At 64.0% G+C, this 16,026-nt stretch carries 14 protein-coding genes; 7 read left to right on the top strand and 7 right to left on the bottom strand.

What is annotated here, in order from left to right:
* The first annotated feature begins 105 nt into the window (after nucleotides 1–105).
* The 3 genes from ABSY17_RS06705 to ABSY17_RS06695 all read left to right on the top strand — a co-directional run bounded on the left by ABSY17_RS06705 (nucleotide 106) and on the right by ABSY17_RS06695 (nucleotide 2,802).
* Nucleotides 106–855, top strand: coding sequence for an electron transfer flavoprotein subunit beta/FixA family protein (locus tag ABSY17_RS06705; protein WP_378948295.1), 750 nt, complete (start codon nucleotides 106–108; stop codon nucleotides 853–855).
* 24 nt (nucleotides 856–879) lie between these two features.
* On the top strand, nucleotides 880–1,809 hold the full coding sequence (locus ABSY17_RS06700) for an electron transfer flavoprotein subunit alpha/FixB family protein (RefSeq protein ID WP_378948293.1): 930 nt from the start codon (nucleotides 880–882) through the stop codon (nucleotides 1,807–1,809).
* A 114-nt stretch (nucleotides 1,810–1,923) separates the two neighbouring features.
* Nucleotides 1,924–2,802 (top strand): 3-hydroxybutyryl-CoA dehydrogenase, encoded by an 879-nt coding sequence (locus ABSY17_RS06695; protein ID WP_378952492.1) that lies wholly within the window; start codon nucleotides 1,924–1,926, stop codon nucleotides 2,800–2,802.
* A 314-nt stretch (nucleotides 2,803–3,116) separates the two neighbouring features.
* On the opposite strand, the gene ugpC is transcribed toward ABSY17_RS06695, so the two are convergent.
* From ugpC to ABSY17_RS06670, 5 genes are all read right to left on the bottom strand, one after another.
* The gene (ugpC, locus tag ABSY17_RS06690; protein WP_378948291.1) at nucleotides 3,117–4,160 is read right to left on the bottom strand and encodes a sn-glycerol-3-phosphate ABC transporter ATP-binding protein UgpC; all 1,044 of its coding nucleotides are present in this window, start codon (nucleotides 4,158–4,160) and stop codon (nucleotides 3,117–3,119) included.
* On the bottom strand, nucleotides 4,160–5,008 hold the full coding sequence (gene ugpE, locus ABSY17_RS06685; RefSeq protein WP_378952489.1) for a sn-glycerol-3-phosphate ABC transporter permease UgpE: 849 nt from the start codon (nucleotides 5,006–5,008) through the stop codon (nucleotides 4,160–4,162). Before ugpE ends, ugpC begins: the two co-directional genes overlap by 1 nt.
* A 67-nt stretch (nucleotides 5,009–5,075) precedes the next feature.
* Complete coding sequence (gene ugpA, locus ABSY17_RS06680; RefSeq protein WP_378948289.1) at nucleotides 5,076–5,960, bottom strand: sn-glycerol-3-phosphate ABC transporter permease UgpA; 885 nt, start codon at nucleotides 5,958–5,960, stop codon at nucleotides 5,076–5,078.
* Between the two features lie 235 nt (nucleotides 5,961–6,195).
* The gene (gene ugpB, locus ABSY17_RS06675; protein ID WP_378948287.1) at nucleotides 6,196–7,506 is read right to left on the bottom strand and encodes a sn-glycerol-3-phosphate ABC transporter substrate-binding protein UgpB; all 1,311 of its coding nucleotides are present in this window, start codon (nucleotides 7,504–7,506) and stop codon (nucleotides 6,196–6,198) included.
* Between the two features lie 347 nt (nucleotides 7,507–7,853).
* Nucleotides 7,854–8,549 (bottom strand): TlpA family protein disulfide reductase, encoded by a 696-nt coding sequence (locus tag ABSY17_RS06670; RefSeq protein ID WP_378948285.1) that lies wholly within the window; start codon nucleotides 8,547–8,549, stop codon nucleotides 7,854–7,856.
* 33 nt (nucleotides 8,550–8,582) lie between these two features.
* Between ABSY17_RS06670 and argH the strand changes: the two genes are divergently transcribed.
* From argH to ABSY17_RS06650, 4 genes are all read left to right on the top strand, one after another.
* Nucleotides 8,583–9,983, top strand: coding sequence for an argininosuccinate lyase (argH, locus tag ABSY17_RS06665; protein WP_378948283.1), 1,401 nt, complete (start codon nucleotides 8,583–8,585; stop codon nucleotides 9,981–9,983).
* Between the two features lie 70 nt (nucleotides 9,984–10,053).
* The gene (locus ABSY17_RS06660; RefSeq protein WP_378948281.1) at nucleotides 10,054–10,260 is read left to right on the top strand and encodes a lipoprotein; all 207 of its coding nucleotides are present in this window, start codon (nucleotides 10,054–10,056) and stop codon (nucleotides 10,258–10,260) included.
* A gap of 31 nt (nucleotides 10,261–10,291) precedes the next feature.
* Complete coding sequence (lysA, locus tag ABSY17_RS06655) at nucleotides 10,292–11,560, top strand: diaminopimelate decarboxylase (RefSeq protein WP_378948279.1); 1,269 nt, start codon at nucleotides 10,292–10,294, stop codon at nucleotides 11,558–11,560.
* A 140-nt stretch (nucleotides 11,561–11,700) separates the two neighbouring features.
* Nucleotides 11,701–14,262, top strand: a complete 2,562-nt coding sequence (locus tag ABSY17_RS06650; protein WP_378948277.1) for a TIGR02302 family protein — start codon at nucleotides 11,701–11,703, stop codon at nucleotides 14,260–14,262.
* A 41-nt stretch (nucleotides 14,263–14,303) separates the two neighbouring features.
* On the opposite strand, the gene ABSY17_RS06645 is transcribed toward ABSY17_RS06650, so the two are convergent.
* Both ABSY17_RS06645 and ABSY17_RS06640 read right to left on the bottom strand, forming a co-directional pair.
* On the bottom strand, nucleotides 14,304–14,933 hold the full coding sequence (locus tag ABSY17_RS06645) for a glutathione S-transferase family protein (protein WP_378948275.1): 630 nt from the start codon (nucleotides 14,931–14,933) through the stop codon (nucleotides 14,304–14,306).
* 95 nt (nucleotides 14,934–15,028) lie between these two features.
* Entirely contained in the window at nucleotides 15,029–15,889 is an 861-nt protein-coding gene (locus ABSY17_RS06640; RefSeq protein ID WP_378948273.1) for a LysR family transcriptional regulator, read from the bottom strand.
* Nucleotides 15,890–16,026 lie beyond the last annotated feature (137 nt).

The raw sequence follows: 16,026 nt of genomic DNA, 5'->3' as shown, positions 1-16,026 counted from the left end.
GATCAAGTCTGTTTTTCCGTCCAACATGTCGGCATTCGGCAGTTGCGTCGGGTCAAGCGCTGCTATAGCGCGCTCAATAACGCTGTTCAGAGAGGTAGCAATCCGATGAAAGTTCTCGTCCCGGTGAAGCGGGTTGTCGATGCGAACGTGAAGGTGCGGGTCAAGGGCGACGGCTCAGGCGTCGAGCTTGCCAACGTCAAGATGGCGATGAATCCGTTCGACGAGATCGCGGTCGAAGAGGCGATCCGGCTCAAGGAAGCCGGCAAGGTCGAGGAGATCGTCGTCGTCTCGATCGGACCTGCCCAGGCGCAGGAGACGCTGCGCACCGCGCTCGCCATGGGTGCTGACCGCGCGATCCTGGTCAAGACCGACGATCAGGTTGAGCCACTCGGTGTCGCCAAGGTGCTGAAGGGCGTGGTCGAGGCTGAACAGCCCGGCCTGGTGCTGCTCGGCAAGCAGGCGATCGACGACGATTCCAACCAGACCGGCCAGATGCTGGCCGCCCTGCTCGGCTGGGCCCAGGGCACCTTTGCCTCGAAGATCGAGCTCGCCGGCGACACGGCCAATGTGACGCGCGAAGTCGATGGCGGCCTGCAGACGGTGGCGCTGAAGATGCCGGCGATCGTGACGGTCGACCTGCGCCTCAACCAGCCGCGCTATGCCTCGCTGCCCAACATCATGAAGGCCAAGAAGAAGCCGCTCGACGAAAAGTCGGCTGCGGATTTCGGCGCCGACATTGCCCCGCGCCTGAAGGTGCTCAAGACCGAAGAGCCGGGTGGCCGCAAGGCGGGCGTCAAGGTCAAGACCGTCGCCGAACTCGTCGATAAACTCAAGAACGAAGCCGGCGTGCTGTAAGCGAAGCGGAAAGGGATCAAAAACATGGCAATTCTCCTCATCGCCGAACACGACAACGCCTCGCTCTCCGACCAGACCGCCAAGGCCCTGTCGGCAGCCCTCAAGATCGGCTCCGACGTCGACGTGCTGGTCGCGGGCTCGGGCGCCAAGGCTGCCGCCGACGCAGCAAGCAAGCTCAAGGGCGTGCGCAAGGTGCTGCTGGCCGAAAGCGCCGAACTGGCCGAGCGCCTGGCCGAGCCGCTTGCGGCAACCGTCGTCGGCCTCGCCGGCAACTACGACACGATCGTTGCGCCTGCGACCTCGGCCGGCAAGAACGTCGCCCCGCGCGTCGCTGCCCTGCTCGACGTCGCCCAGGTCTCGGAGATCATCGAAGTGATCTCGGCCGACACCTTCAAGCGCCCGATCTATGCCGGCAACGCCATCCAGACGGTGCAGGCGACCGACGCCAAGAAGGTCATCACTGTACGCACCGCCTCGTTCCAGGCTGCGCCCGAAGGTGGTGCGGCCGCTGTCGAGACGATTGCGGCAGCCGCCAATCCCGGCCTGTCGACCTTCGTCGAAAACAAGCTGTCGGAAAGCGACCGTCCGGAACTGACCTCGGCCAAGATCATCATCTCGGGCGGCCGCGCGCTCGGTTCGTCGGAGAAGTTCCAGGAAGTCATCCTGCCGGTCGCCGACAAGCTCGGCGCTGCGGTCGGCGCGTCCCGCGCTGCCGTCGACGCCGGCTACGCCCCCAACGACTGGCAGGTCGGCCAGACCGGCAAGGTTGTGGCGCCCGACCTCTACATCGCCTGCGGCATCTCGGGTGCGATCCAGCACCTCGCCGGCATGAAGGACTCCAAGGTCATCGTCGCCATCAACAAGGACGAGGAAGCGCCGATCTTCCAAGTCGCTGACTACGGCATCGTCGGCGACCTGTTCCAGATCCTGCCGGAACTCGAAAAGGCGCTTTGACGCCTCAACGGGTCAAAGATTAAATTGTGATGGCCGGGGTAGACGATACTACCCCGGCCATTTAGTTTGCATTGCACAAAATCTATAAAAAGCCTTGACGGGATAGGTGTGATGATGGGTAAGATCGAAACGATCGGCATTGTCGGCGCGGGTCAGATGGGCGGCGGCATCGCCCATGTCTCCGCACTCGCCGGCTACAGCGTCCTGCTCTATGACGTGTCGCCCGAGCGCATCGAAAAGGGCATCGCCACCATCAATGGCAACCTGGCGCGCCAGGTGGCATCGGGCAAGCTCGAGGATCAGGCCCGCAAGGACGCCATGGCCCGCATCTCGCCCGCCCCTGCAATGGCCGACCTCGCCGGCTCGGACCTGGTGATCGAGGCAGCGACCGAAGACGAGACGATCAAGCGCAAGATCTATGCGCAGCTCTGCCCCCAGCTGAACCCCGAGGCGATCCTCGCCACCAACACTTCGTCGATCTCGATCACGCGCCTCGCCGCCCAGACCGACCGTCCGGAGCGCTTCATCGGCATACATTTCATGAACCCCGTTCCGGTGATGAAGCTGGTCGAGCTGGTGCGCGGCATCGCCACCGAAGACAAGACCTTCGAACTGGCCAAGGACTACGTCCACCATCTCGACAAGACGGCGACCGTGTCGGAGGATTTCCCGGCCTTCATCGTCAACCGCATCCTGCTGCCGATGATCAATGAGGCGATCTACACGCTCTATGAGGGCGTCGGCACGGTGGACGCCATCGACACCGCCATGAGGCTCGGCGCCAACCATCCGATGGGCCCGCTGCAGCTCGCCGACTTCATCGGGCTCGACACCTGCCTGTCGATCATGCAGGTGCTGCACGATGGTCTGTCGGACTCGAAATACCGCCCCTGCCCGCTGCTTGTGAAATATGTCGAGGCCGGATGGCTCGGCCGCAAGACCGGCCGCGGCTTCTACGATTATCGCGGCGAGCACCCGGTACCGACGCGCTGACGCTTCACATGCTCGATGAGGAAGCTGCCGCGTCCTGGCAGCTTCGATGTGGTGCGTCCTTCGACAGGCTCAGGATGAGGGCTGTTCGCGCTGACGCTGGATAGACCTGTCGGCTTCGCTTGAGGCAGTACTGGCCTCAGGCCCGAATACCTCGAATACCTCGAATACCTCGAATACCTCGAATACCTCGAATACCTCGAATACCTCGAATACAATGCGGACATCCCACAGAGAGCGCCAGCACCAACGCCCCTCATCCTGTGCCTGTCGAAGGACGCACGTCCGGGCCACCAACGCCGGCAGCCAGCGCAGACCTAAACTCGCTTTCCGTCGCTGCCGAAGAAATGCAGCTTTTCGCGCCGGACAAACACCGGCAACTGGTCACCCTGCAGGGCGTCGGCCCGGCCAGGCACCCGCACGACAATGCGCCCGCCGGCTGCCTGGCAGTGTAGAAAACTCTCCGCCCCGACCGGCTCGACGCCCTCGACATGCGCCAGGAGCTGCAGCGCGCCGTCCGCGGCGTCGCCGGCCCGCACCTCGCAATCCTCGGGCCGGAAGCCCAGCATCGCGGCGTTGGTCGGAATTGGGGGCTGCCTGAACGCGCCCTCCAGCTGTCCGCTGCCAAGCGGCACGAGGTTCATCGGCGGCGCGCCGATAAAGGAGGCGACAAAGGTCGAGGCAGGCTTCTCGTAGATGTCGAGCGGCGCGCCGAGTTGTTCGACCTGCCCGGCATTCATCACCACCAGCACATCGGCCAGCGTCATCGCCTCCAGCTGGTCGTGGGTGACATAGACCGAGGTGACGCCGAGACTGCGCTGCAGGTTCTTGATCTCGACCCGCATCTGGCCGCGCAGCTTGGCATCGAGGTTGGACAGCGGCTCGTCAAACAGGAAGACCTTCGGGTTGCGGACGATGGCCCGGCCCATGGCCACGCGCTGGCGCTGGCCACCGGAGAGTTCGCGCGGGCGGCGTTCCAGCAGGTGCTCGAGCTCCAGCGTCCTGGCTGTCGAGCGAACGCGCCTATCGACCTCGTCCTTCGGCGTGCCGCGATTGCGCAAGCCGTAGGCCATGTTGTCGTAGACCTTCATATGCGGGTAGAGCGCATAGTTCTGGAACACCATGGCGATGTCGCGTTCGGTCGGGCCAATGGCGTTGACCACCTTGCCGTCGATCGAACAATTGCCGGCCGAAATCGTCTCCAGCCCGGCGATCATGCGCAGAAGGGTCGACTTGCCGCAGCCGGACGGGCCGACCAGCACGCACAGCGCCTTGTCGGGTATGGCGATGGATACGCCCTTCACGGCTTCGACACCGCCAGGATAGACCTTCCTGACGTCCTTGAGATCGACGGTTGCCATTATTTCTCCGTATCGACGAGGCCGCGAACGAACCAGCGCTGCATCAGCACCACGACCAGGATGGGCGGCACGATGGCGAGCATCGAGGTGACCATCACCAGGTGCCATTGGGTGTCGGCATCGGCGAAGGAAATCATTTTCCTCAGCGCGATGACGATGGTGTTCATGTCGTTGCGGTTGGTGACCAGCAGCGGCCACAGATATTGCGTCCAGCCATAGATGAAGAGGATGACGAACAGTGCCGCGATGTTGGTGCGCGACAGCGGCAGCAGGATGTCCTTGAAGAAGCGCCATGGCCCGGCACCGTCGACGCGGGCGGCCTCGACCAGTTCGCCCGGGATGGTCAGGAAAAACTGGCGGAACAGCAGCGTCGCGGTGGCCGAGGCGATCAGCGGGATGATCAGGCCGGCATATGTGTCGATCAGGCCGAAATCGACCATCACCTTGTAGGTCGGCAGGATGCGCACCTCGACCGGCAGCATCAGGGTGATGAAGATCAGCCAGAAGAAGGTCATGCGTCCGGGAAAGCGGAAGAAGACGATGGCATAGGCCGACAGGATCGAAATGATGATCTTTCCCACCGCGATGCCGAGCGCCACCACCGTGGTGTTGAACAGCAGCGTCGCCACGCTGACCCCGCCGATGCGGCCGACGCCGCCGAACAGCGCCTCCGAATAGTTCTCGACGAAGCGGTCGCCGGGCAACAGCGGCAGCGGCGGGCGCAGGATCGTCTGCAGCGAATGGGTCGAGGCGACGAAGGTGTAGTAGATCGGGAACGCCACGATCAGGATGCCGAGGATCAGGATCGCATGCGCGACGTAGCGCGACGTGCGGCTTGCGCCGAGCATGGCTCCCTCCTCGCGCCGCCCCAGGACGGCGGCGGTGGAAGCGTTCGACGGCGCTGCGGCAGATATCTCAGCCATAATGCACCTTCTTCTCGACATAGCGGAACTGGACCGCGGTGAGCGCAATCACGATGACCATCAGGATCACAGACTGCGCTGCCGAATCGCCGAGGATAAGGTTGACGAAGCCGTCGTTGTAGACCTTGTAGACCAGCGTCTCGGTGGCCTTGCCGGGGCCGCCACCGGTAACGGCGTGGATGATGCCGAAGGTGTCGAAGAAGGCGTAGACGGTGTTGACGACGAGCAGGAAGAAGGTCGTCGGCGCGAGCAGCGGAAAGACGATCGTCCAAAAGCGCTTTGTCGGCCTGGCACCGTCGATGGCGGCGGCCTCGATCAGCGTCTTGGGGATCGCCTGCAGGCCGGCGACGAAGAACAGGAAATTGTAGCTGATCTGCTTCCAGGCGGCGGCCGCGACGACCAGCACCATCGCCTGCGAGCCGTCGAGCAACGGATCCCAGTTGATGCCGAGGGCGCGCAGGCCATAGGCGAGGGAGCCGATGGACGGGTTGAACAGGAACAGCCACAGCATGCCGGCAATCGCTGGCGCCACCGCATAGGGCCAGATCAGCAGCGTGCGGTAGATGTTGCGGCCGCGGATGACGCGGTCCGCCATGACGGCGAGCAGCAGGGCCGTGCCCATCGCGACGGCTGCGGTGGCAACCGAAAAGACGATCGTGACCTGGACCGAGTTGAGATAGTTCGGGTCCGACAGCACCTTCTTGAAATTTGCGAACCAGACGAACTTCGACGACAGGCCGAAGGGATCCTCCCGCAGCATCGACTGGCGCAGCGCCTGGCTAGCCGGCCAGTAGAAGAAGATCAGCGTGATCGCCAGCTGCGGTGCGACCAGCAGGTAGGGCAAGAGCTTGTTGGGAAAGACGACGCGTGGGGTCATATGGCCGTTCCAATGGGCGGCAATGACTGAGGCAAGCGCCCTGAGACGCCCCCCTCTGGCCTGCCAGCCAACTCCCCCTCAAGGGGGGAGATCAGCGATTTCAGCGACTGTGCATTTCTTGCAGCAGATGCGATTAGCGAAAGAGACGATGCCAGCCGATCTCCCCCCGCGAGAGGGAGATGGCTGGCAGGCCAGAGGGGGGTGAAATGGATCACGCTCCCGAGCCAGACTTGCGTCAGTTGCCGATCGCTTCCTGGATCGCCTTGTTGCCACGCTCGACGGCGTTGTCGAGCGCCTGCTGGGCGGTCTGCTGGCCGGCGAGCATCTTTTCGAACTCTTCGTTCTGGATGTCGCGGACCTGCGGCAGGTTGACGAGGCGCACGCCCTTCGAGTTTTCGGTCGGCGCCTTGCCCATCATCTGCTGGATCGGAATCTCGCGGGCCGGGTTCTTTTCATAGAAGCCCGAATTCTTGGTCTCCTCGTAAGCAGCGAGCGTAACCGGCAGGTAGCCCGAGACCTGATGCAGGCGGGCCTGGATCGGGGTCTGCGACAGGAAGTTGAAGAAAGCCGCAACGCCCTTGTACTGCTCGTCCGGCAAGCCGGCAAAGACCCACAGCGAAGCGCCGCCAGGGATGGTGTTCTGCGGCGCACCAGCGGCATCCGCCTCGTAAGGCAGCTGACCGGTGCCGTAGTTCATGCCCGACTTGACGATGTCGCCGAGGCCGCCCGAGGATTCAGTGAAGATGCCGCATTCGCCGGCGAGGAAGATCTGCTTGGCCTCGGAAGTGCGGCCGCCATATTTGAAGGTGCCGTCCTTGGCGAGGTCGGCGAGCTCCTGGAAGTGCTTGACGAAGGCCGGGGCGTTGATCTTGAGCTCGACGTCGACGCCGCCGATGCCGTTTTCATTGCTGCCGTAGGAAACGTTGTTCCAGGCGGCGAAATTCTCGGTATGGATCCAGGTCAACCATGTCGAGGTGAAGCCGCAAGGGGCGGCACCGCTCGACTTGATCTTCTTGGCCGCATCCCAGACTTCGGCCCAGGTCTTGGGCGGATTGTCGACGTCGAGGCCGGCCTTCTGGAAGATGTCCTTGTTGTAGTAGAGGATCGGCGAGGACGAGTTGTAGGGGAACGACAGCATCGTGCCGTCGGGCTTCGAATAGTACGAGACGATGCCCGGCAGATACTGGCTCTTGTCGAAGGCCTGACCGCCCATCGACAGGATTTCGGCGACCGGCTTGATGGCGCCCTCGGCACCCATCATCGTGCCGGTGCCGGCGTCGAAGACCTGCATGATCGCCGGCGGCTGCTTGGCGCGGAAGGCGGCGATGCCGGCATTCAGCGTTTCCGGATAGGTGCCCTTGAAAACCGGTACGATCTTGTACTCGGACTGGCTCTCGTTGAATTCCTTCGAAAGCTTTTCGACGACCTCGTTGTTCGCGCCGGTCATGGCGTGCCACCAGGAAATCTCGGTGACGGCAAAGGCGGAGGTGCTGGACAACAGCGTCATCGTGGCGGCAACACCGGCCGCTATGCCTAGGGTCTTCATGTCTCGCTCCCGTTCTGGTTGGCGAAAGGTTTAATTTCGCGGGGAGCAGTATTGTCTGGATATGACAGCCCTACAACAGTTTTGTATCGTTCCGATGAAGCCCACAGAACACACGCCTGTCTCAGCTTATTGTTGAGCCGACAGAATTGCTTTCGCTTCATTTGAAAGCGAAAGCTTCGAGTTAAATTTTAGATTGGGCGCAACTATCGGCAATGCCTGACAACGACAGTCTTCGGTAGCATGCGGCACACAAGAAAGAGCCTTTCGCCTGGAGACCCCGCGAAAGGCTTCGAGCAAGCGCAGCAACCCAAGGGCGCCGCCGCACCACAGCGGCAGCGTCGTGCCAACTATTGGGCCAGCGCGGCTTCGATCAGCTTCTTGGCGTCGGGGCTGGCCCATTCGGCTGGGCCGTTCATGTTGGCAAGCAGGCAGCCGTCGCCGTCGATCAGCAGCGTCACCGGCAGGCCAAGCGCCAGCCCCTGCTTCTTGAGATCGTTGAACAGGGCAAGCGTGTTCTCGCGATAGAAGCCGAGCGACGCGACGCCAGTCTCCTCCAGGAACTTCTTCGGCTTGGTGTCGTCGCCGGTGTCGACATTGACGGCCACGACCTCGAAATTCTCGCCGCCCATCTCGCGTTCGAGCGCGTCGAGCGCCGGCATTTCGGCCCGGCACGGCGCGCACCATGTCGCCCAGAGATTGATGAGCAGCGTGCGGCCGGAATGGTCGGCCACCGTCATCGGCTTGCCATCAGGCCCGTTGAAGGCGAGGCTTTTGAGCGAGCGCGGCGGGTCGGCCGGCAGCATCGCCGCGACATGACCGGTGGCGGCCGCGCCGACGGCCTTGGCGCGGTCGGCCTTGGCAGCGCAGAGCTTGTCGTCGGCGCTGGCGTCTGCGCCCGTGTTGGTCGCAACGCTTGCAGGCGCCGGCGCATTGTTGCCAGAACGGGTGTTGCTGACATATACCGCGACCGCGCCGGCGATCACGCCCGCAACGGCGGCAAGCAGGATATGGCGTGGGGCGGGAAACATTTTTCTGCGGTCCATCTAACCAATTTTCTCCGGAGCCCGGTTATCACGATGAGCGACAAGAAGGCCAGCAACCAGATGTGGGGCGGACGTTTTGCCTCGGGACCGGCCGCGATCATGGAGGCGATCAACGCCTCGATCGGCTTCGACAAGAAGCTTTACGCCCAGGACATCCGCGGTTCCGTCGCCCATTCCGAAATGCTGGCGCAAACCGGCATTATTTCCGCCGACGATCAACAAAAAATTGCTGACGGGCTGAACACGATCCTGCGAGAAATCGAGGATGGCAAGTTCACCTTCTCGACCCGCCTCGAAGACATCCACATGAATGTCGAGGCGCGCCTCGCCGAACTGATCGGCCCGGCGGCGGGACGCCTGCACACCGCGCGCTCGCGCAACGACCAGGTGGCGGTGGACTTCCGGCTCTGGGTCAAGGACGAGTTCCATCGCGTCGCCGAAGCGCTGAAGGGCCTGATCGCGGCCTTCCTCGAACGCGCTGAAGAGCACGCTTCGACCGTCATGCCGGGCTTCACCCATCTCCAGACGGCCCAGCCGGTGACCTTCGGCCACCATTGCATGGCCTATGTCGAGATGTTCGCCCGCGACCTCAGCCGCGTCCGCGACGCCATCGAGCGCATGGACGAAAGCCCGCTCGGGGCTGCAGCACTCGCCGGCACCGGATTCCCCATCGACCGTTTCCAGACCGCCGCAGCGCTCGGCTTCCGCGAACCGACCCGCAACTCGCTCGACAGCGTGTCGGACCGCGACTACGCGCTCGAGTTCCTGTCGGTGGCGGCGATCTGCGCCACCCATATGTCGCGCCTGGCCGAAGAGATCGTCATCTGGTCGACGCCGCAATTCGGCTTCGTGCGCCTGTCCGACAGCTATTCGACGGGCTCGTCGATCATGCCGCAGAAGAAGAACCCCGACGCCGCCGAACTGGTGCGCGCCAAGACCGGCCGCGTCAACGGCCACCTGATCGGCCTCTTGACCGTCATGAAGGGCCTGCCGCTGACCTATTCCAAGGACATGCAGGAAGACAAGGAAGCAGTGTTCGACGCCGCCGAAACGCTCGACCTGATGCTCGCCGCCATGACCGGAATGGTCGGCGACATGACCATCAATGACCAGGCGATGAAGAAGGCAGCCGGCTCGGGCTATTCGACGGCGACCGACCTTGCCGACTGGCTGGTGCGCGAACTCGGCCTGCCCTTCCGAGAGGCACACCACGTCACCGGCCGCGCCGTGGCGCTGGCCGAGAGCAAGAAGCTCGGGCTGGAAAAGCTGGCGCTCGAGGACCTGCAGACGATCCATCCCGGCATCACCTCAGACATCTTCTCGGTGCTGTCGGTACAGAATTCGGTGAAGAGCCGCACCTCGTTCGGCGGCACCGCACCTGCCGAGGTGAAGAAGCAGATCCGTTACTGGAAGAAGCGTCTTACGAAAGCTTGATCGATCCGGGGTGCAAAGGCGACAAAACTCCGCTACAAGCGGCGGGGAAATTTTCTCGGACGGATGGCTCATGACCGCTGGCAGGATTTTGGTGACGCTCGGGCTGATCGCGGCGGTTGGCGCGGTTTCGGCCTGTGGGCGCAAGGGCGACCTCGATACGCCCTATGATGCCGCCGTGCAGGCGCACAAGGACGCGCAGAAGGCCGGCCAGCCTGTCGGGCCGGAGCCGCAGAAACCGGTTGCGGACAAGCCCTTCGTCCTCGATCCGCTGATCTGAGCTGCACCCCGCCTTTCGAAAGCTAACTGCCGTGAACCATTTCGACTACCGTAACGGCGTCCTCCACGCCGAAGACGTGGCGCTGACCGACATCGCCGCTGCAGTCGGCACGCCGTTCTACTGCTACTCAACGGCGACGCTGACGCGCCACTTCGAGGTCTTTGCCAAGGCCTTCGCCGATCTCGACGCGCTCGTCTGCTACGCGCTCAAGGCCAATTCCAACCAGGCGGTGCTGCGCACGCTGGCCCGGCTCGGCGCCGGCGCCGACGTGGTCTCGGAAGGCGAGATGCGACGCGCGCTCGCCGCCGGCATCCCGGCGAAGAAGATCGTATTCTCCGGCGTCGGCAAGACCGCCCGCGAGATGGATTTCGCGCTGCAGGCCGGTATTTTGTGCTTCAACGTCGAATCCGAGCCTGAGCTCGAACTTCTGTCAGCGCGCGCGGTGGCCAATGGCAAGACAGCACCCGTGTCGCTGCGCATCAATCCCGATGTCGATGCCAAGACGCACAAGAAGATCTCGACCGGCCTCGCCGAAAACAAGTTCGGCATTCCGCTCAAGCGGGCGCGCGAGGTCTATGCCCGTGCAGCTGCGCTGCCCGGGCTCAAGGTCGCTGGCATCGACATGCATATCGGCAGCCAGATCACCGAACTGCAGCCCTTCGACGACGCTTTTGCGCTGCTGGTCGAACTGGTCGCCACGCTCAAGGCCGACGGTCATGCCATCGAGCATGTCGATCTCGGTGGCGGGCTCGGCATTCCCTACAAGACCGACAATTCGCCGCCGCCCCTGCCTGACGCCTATGCCCAGATCGTGCACAAGCATGTCGGCAAGCTCGGCCTCAAGGTGATGTTCGAGCCGGGCCGGCTGATCGTCGGCAATGCCGGCATCCTCGTTTCCGAAGTGATCTTCGTGAAAGAAGGCGACGCCAAGAACTTCCTCATCGTCGATGCGGCGATGAACGACCTGATCCGCCCGACGCTCTACGACGCCTTCCACGACATCCGCCCGGTGGTGCAGGCGCCTGCCAACGCCCCGCGCATGACGGTCGACATCGTCGGCCCGGTCTGCGAGACCGGCGACTATCTCGGCCTCGACCGCGACCTGCCGCGCCTTAAAGCGGGCGACCTGATCGCCGTCAGCACCGCAGGCGCCTATGGCGCCGTTCAGGCCGGAACCTACAACACGCGGCCGTTGGTGCCGGAAGTTCTGGTCGACGGCGACCGCTTCCACGTCGTGCGCCAGCGCCAGACCTATGAGGAACTGATCGGGCTGGATTCGGTGCCCGACTGGCTCGCCTGACCCCAGCGCGAGTAAGGTTACGACCGTGCGACAAGCGCTGAAGGCTTCACGATTGTGTGGATCGCCTCGCCTTCGCCGTGATTGATGGTATTCTGCCAAAGGCAGGTGGCCGCATCCCGCGCCGCCCAGCGGAAGGGCCGATGACGGAACGCACCCGAACAGCGCTGCCTCGCGACGTCAACGCCCATCTGGGCAGGACGCGGCTCGCCATCGGCACGGCCATGGTGATCGAGCGCGGCTGGCCGCTGGTGCTGCCGATCCTCGTCGTTGCCGGCCTGTTCCTGAGCCTGTCGTGGCTTGGCCTGTTCCGGCTTCTGCCCGATATGGCACGGCTGGTACTTGCCATCGCCTTCGGGCTGGCCGGGTTGGCTTCGCTCTATCCGCTGCGTTTCTTCCGCCTGCCGACATGGTCCGAGATCGACAGCCGCCTCGAGCAGGCCAACGCGCTCGAGCATACACCGGTGCAGGCGCAGACCGACCGCCCCTCGGGCAAACCAGACAATTTCGCCGACGCGCTGTGGCGCGAGCACCAGAAGCGCATGGCCGCGAGCCTTGGGGCGCTCGGCGGCGACCTTCCGCGCACGGGCGTGCCGGAGCGCGATCCGTGGGCGCTACGCGCCGCCGTGGCCCTGCTATTCGTCTGCGCCTTCACCTTCTCCTTCGGACCGATGGGCGGACGGATCGGCGATGCCTTTCGGGCTCATGCTGCCAAGGACGCCATCCCGCCGCGCATCGACGCCTGGGTGACACCTCCGACCTATACCGGCAAGGCACCGATCTTCCTGACCGCCGATGCCAGCCGCGAAGCACCCGTCATCACCGTGCCCGAGGGCAGCGAATTGTCGCTGCGCGTGACCGGCGGCACCGGCGAGGAAACGCTCGCTTTTGCGGGCGCCGAGGGCGAAGCGCGCGACATTGAGCCGAACAGCGCCGGCGCAGTCAAGCCCGTTTCAACCAGCCCTGCAGTGGCCGTGCGGCAGTTTGCCGACAAGCTGACTACCCCAGGCACGCTGACCTTGAAGTCAGGCGCGGACGATCTGGGCAGTTGGGCTTTCGCCATCGTTCCCGACAACCCTCCGACGATCCGCTTCGTAGGCGAGCCCAAGCGCGCGGCCAACGGCACCCTGGAGCTGAGCTACCAGATCGAGGACGACTATGGCGCGGCCTCCGCCAAGTCCGAATTCGCCCTTGCCGATCAGCAACCACCTGATGCCCGCCCGCTCTATGCCGCTCCGGAGATGCCGCTGGCGTTGCCGCGCCGGGCGGCGGCCGACAAGCCGGTCAAGACAAATCGTGACCTGACCGAGCATGTCTGGGCCGGCGCCCCCGTTGAGCTCACCCTGCATGCGACAGACGACGCTGGGCAGGCAGCCAAGAGCGAGACCAAGACCTTCATCCTGCCCGAACGGCCGTTCACCAATCCGCTCGCGCGGGCGGTGATCGAGCAGCGCCGGCTGCTCGGCCTCGACGCCAACGCCAAGCGTCGCGTGCTCGACCTGATGGATGCGATCACGCTCCGACCCGAGGACACGATCGACAACCTCTCGAACTATCTGGCGCTGATGAGCGCGCGCACACGCCTCCAGATGGCCCGCTCCGACGACCAGTTGCGCGAGGTCGTCTCCTATCTCTGGCAGGTGGCGCTCGGCATCGAGGACGGCAACCTGTCGGTGGCGGAGAAACGCCTGCGCCAGGCCCAGCAGGCGTTGCAGGACGCGCTGGAACGCGGGGCGAGCGACCAGGAAATCGACAAGCTGATGAGCGAGTTGCGCGCCGCGATGGACAACTTCCTGCGCGAGTTCGCCCAGCGCCAGCAAAACCAGCAGAACGCGCAGATGCCTTCCCCTGGCCAGGAGTTGCGCCAGAGCGACCTGCAACGCATGCTCGACCAGATCGAGAACCTGGCGAAATCGGGCAACCGCGACCAGGCGCGCGAGATGCTGTCGCAGTTGCAGGAGATGATGAACAATCTGCAGGCCGGCCGGCAGCAGCAGGGCCAGCAAGGCCAGCAGAATTCCGAACTGCGCCAGCAGATGGACAAGCTCGGCGAGATCATGCGGCGCCAGCAGGAGATGATGAACGAGACCTTCCGCATGGACCAGATGCAGCGTGGGGGGCAGCAGGGCCAGACCGACCCGTTCGGTGAGGATGGCCAACAGGGCCAGCAGCAGCAACCACAGGGCCAGCAGGGCAAGCCGATGACGCCCGAGGAATTCGCCGACGCGCTGAAGCAATTGCAGCAGGGCCAGGGGAAGCTTGAAAAGGACCTCGAAGGGCTGATGAAGGGGCTCGAGGGGCTCGGCATCAAGCCGGGCGAAGGTTTTGGCCAGGCCGGCAAATCGATGAAACAGGCCGAAGGGGCGCTGGGCAAGGGCGAAGGCGACCGCGCCGTCGGCCACCAGGGCCGCGCGCTCGAAGCGCTGCGCAACGGCGCCCAGGACATGATGCAGCAGTTGCAGGCCATGCAGGGCGAAGAGGGCGGCAGCGGCCAGGGCGGCCGCAGCCAGAGCGCCGACCGCGACCCGCTCGGCCGGCCGCGCGCCACGACCGGCCCCGACTTCGGCGATTCCGTCAAGGTTCCCGACGAGATCGACGTCCAGCGCGCGCGCCAGATCCTTGATGCGATCCGCAAGCGGCTCGGCAATGCACTCAGCCCGGATCTCGAGCGCCAGTACCTGGAGCGGCTGCTGAAGCAGCAATAGTTGTAGCGTCTACTATGCGGAGGCGACCCGTTGGGGCTGCCTCAGGCAGGTTTGACCATCCCGGCCTGTCGGGCCAACTCGAAATCCTTCTCGGCGGAGCGCTTGAAGGCGGGCCGGGCGGCGAGCCGCTCGAGGTATTCCGCAAACACCGGCTTGTCGGGAAGAATGCGCAGCACCTTGGCCGCATAGTTCATGCCTCCGCCGATCTGCGTGTCGGCCGCCGTGAAGCGATCACCCGCGATGTAGGGCCGCGACGACAGGGTGCGCTCGAGATTGGCGATCATCTCCGAGAATGAACCGTAGGAATAGCCGCCGCCCATGAACTCGTGGCCGTGGGCCTTGGCGGCGAGCACCGGATCGAAGATCGAATCGGCATAGACCAGCCAGGTCAGATATGGCGCGCGCATCGGCGAGCCGATGGCGGGGGCGAGGCCAGCCTCAGGAAAAGCGTCGCAGAGATAGGAACAGATCGCCGCCCGTTCCGTCACCACCACGCCGTCATGGTCGATTGCCGGCACCTTCTTGTTGGGCTGGATCGAGCGATAGTCCTCCGGCACGCCACCGGCCGCGCGAATGTCGACATGCTCGATCCGGTAGGGCGCGCCGAGTTCTTCCAGAAGCCATAGAATCGTCGACGAGCGCGACCAGGGCGCATGGTAGAAGGTGATCATATTTCCTCTCCGTTTGGCCGTCCTTGAAAGCTATCACGCGGCTCCTGACAGCCCTTTGTCAGGATCAATCGCATGGAAATCAATTGGTCCAGCAATCAGCGCCGCTGATGGAAAGCCTCGCGGATCGCATCGGCCATGACGTCGACCGCCTCGCTGGTGGAACGCGGATTGCGGTGCAGGACGACCCGCGTCGAATCGATCAGTCCAAAGCCGTCCGCCTCGGTGAGTTCTCGGCAATCGGCGGGGATGTTGGAGCGCGCGATGGGTGCTACGGCAAGTCCGGCGTTGACGGCCAGGATGAGGCCGTTGGTGCTTTCGCTCGTGTAGGCGAAACGGTAGTCGATGCCCCGCCGTTCGAGCGAAGCCAGCACATAGTCGCGACACCAGCCATCGCGTCCATAGATCGCGATCGGCAGCGGCCGTTCGTCATGCAGCCTGTGTTGCGTGGAAGTGACCCAGACCGTGGGTTCGTGCGTCAACACTTCGGCGCCGGATGGCTGCTGCCATTCGAAAACCACAGCCATATCAAGCTCTCCCGCGGCAAGCGCTGTAAGCTGCGACACCGAGTAGCCGAACCTGACGGTCACTTCGACCTGGGAATGGCGCTTGGCGAAGGCCCCGAGCGCGCGCGACAGGACGGGCTGCCCATACTCCTCCGGCAGACCGATCCGCACCGGCCCGCCTAGCTGCGGCCCGCGCATCGAAAAGGCCGTTTCATCGAGCAGATCGATGATCTGTCGCGCGTTTTCGACAAGGTCACCGCCACGCCGCGTCAGCTTCACGCCGCGCGGGCAGCGCTCGAAGAGCGCCTCGCCGACCATGTCCTCAAGGCGCCTGATCTGCATGCTGATTGCCGACTGTGTGCGCCCCACCCGCTGGGCCGCGCGGGTGACATTGCCGCTTTCGGCCACCGCCAGGAAGGTTCGCAAAAGGTCGCTGTCGAGACGGACGGTCATGGCCTTCCCCGTAGGGCATCAGAAATTCTGATGCCTGTCATCATTCCTATTCGTTTGCTTCGTGTCAAACTCCAACCGATAGTCCGGTCACCCATTGGAAGGTGGTCGCTTGATGCGGCTACGGACTGGTAATTACC

Origin of the sequence: Mesorhizobium sp. ANAO-SY3R2, assembly GCF_042466635.1 — a bacterium.
In the GTDB taxonomy this organism is placed as follows: Bacteria; Pseudomonadota; Alphaproteobacteria; order Rhizobiales; family Rhizobiaceae; genus Aminobacter.
The sequence above is the reverse complement of the archived record's forward strand: the minus strand, read 5'-3'. Positions and strand labels throughout refer to the sequence as shown.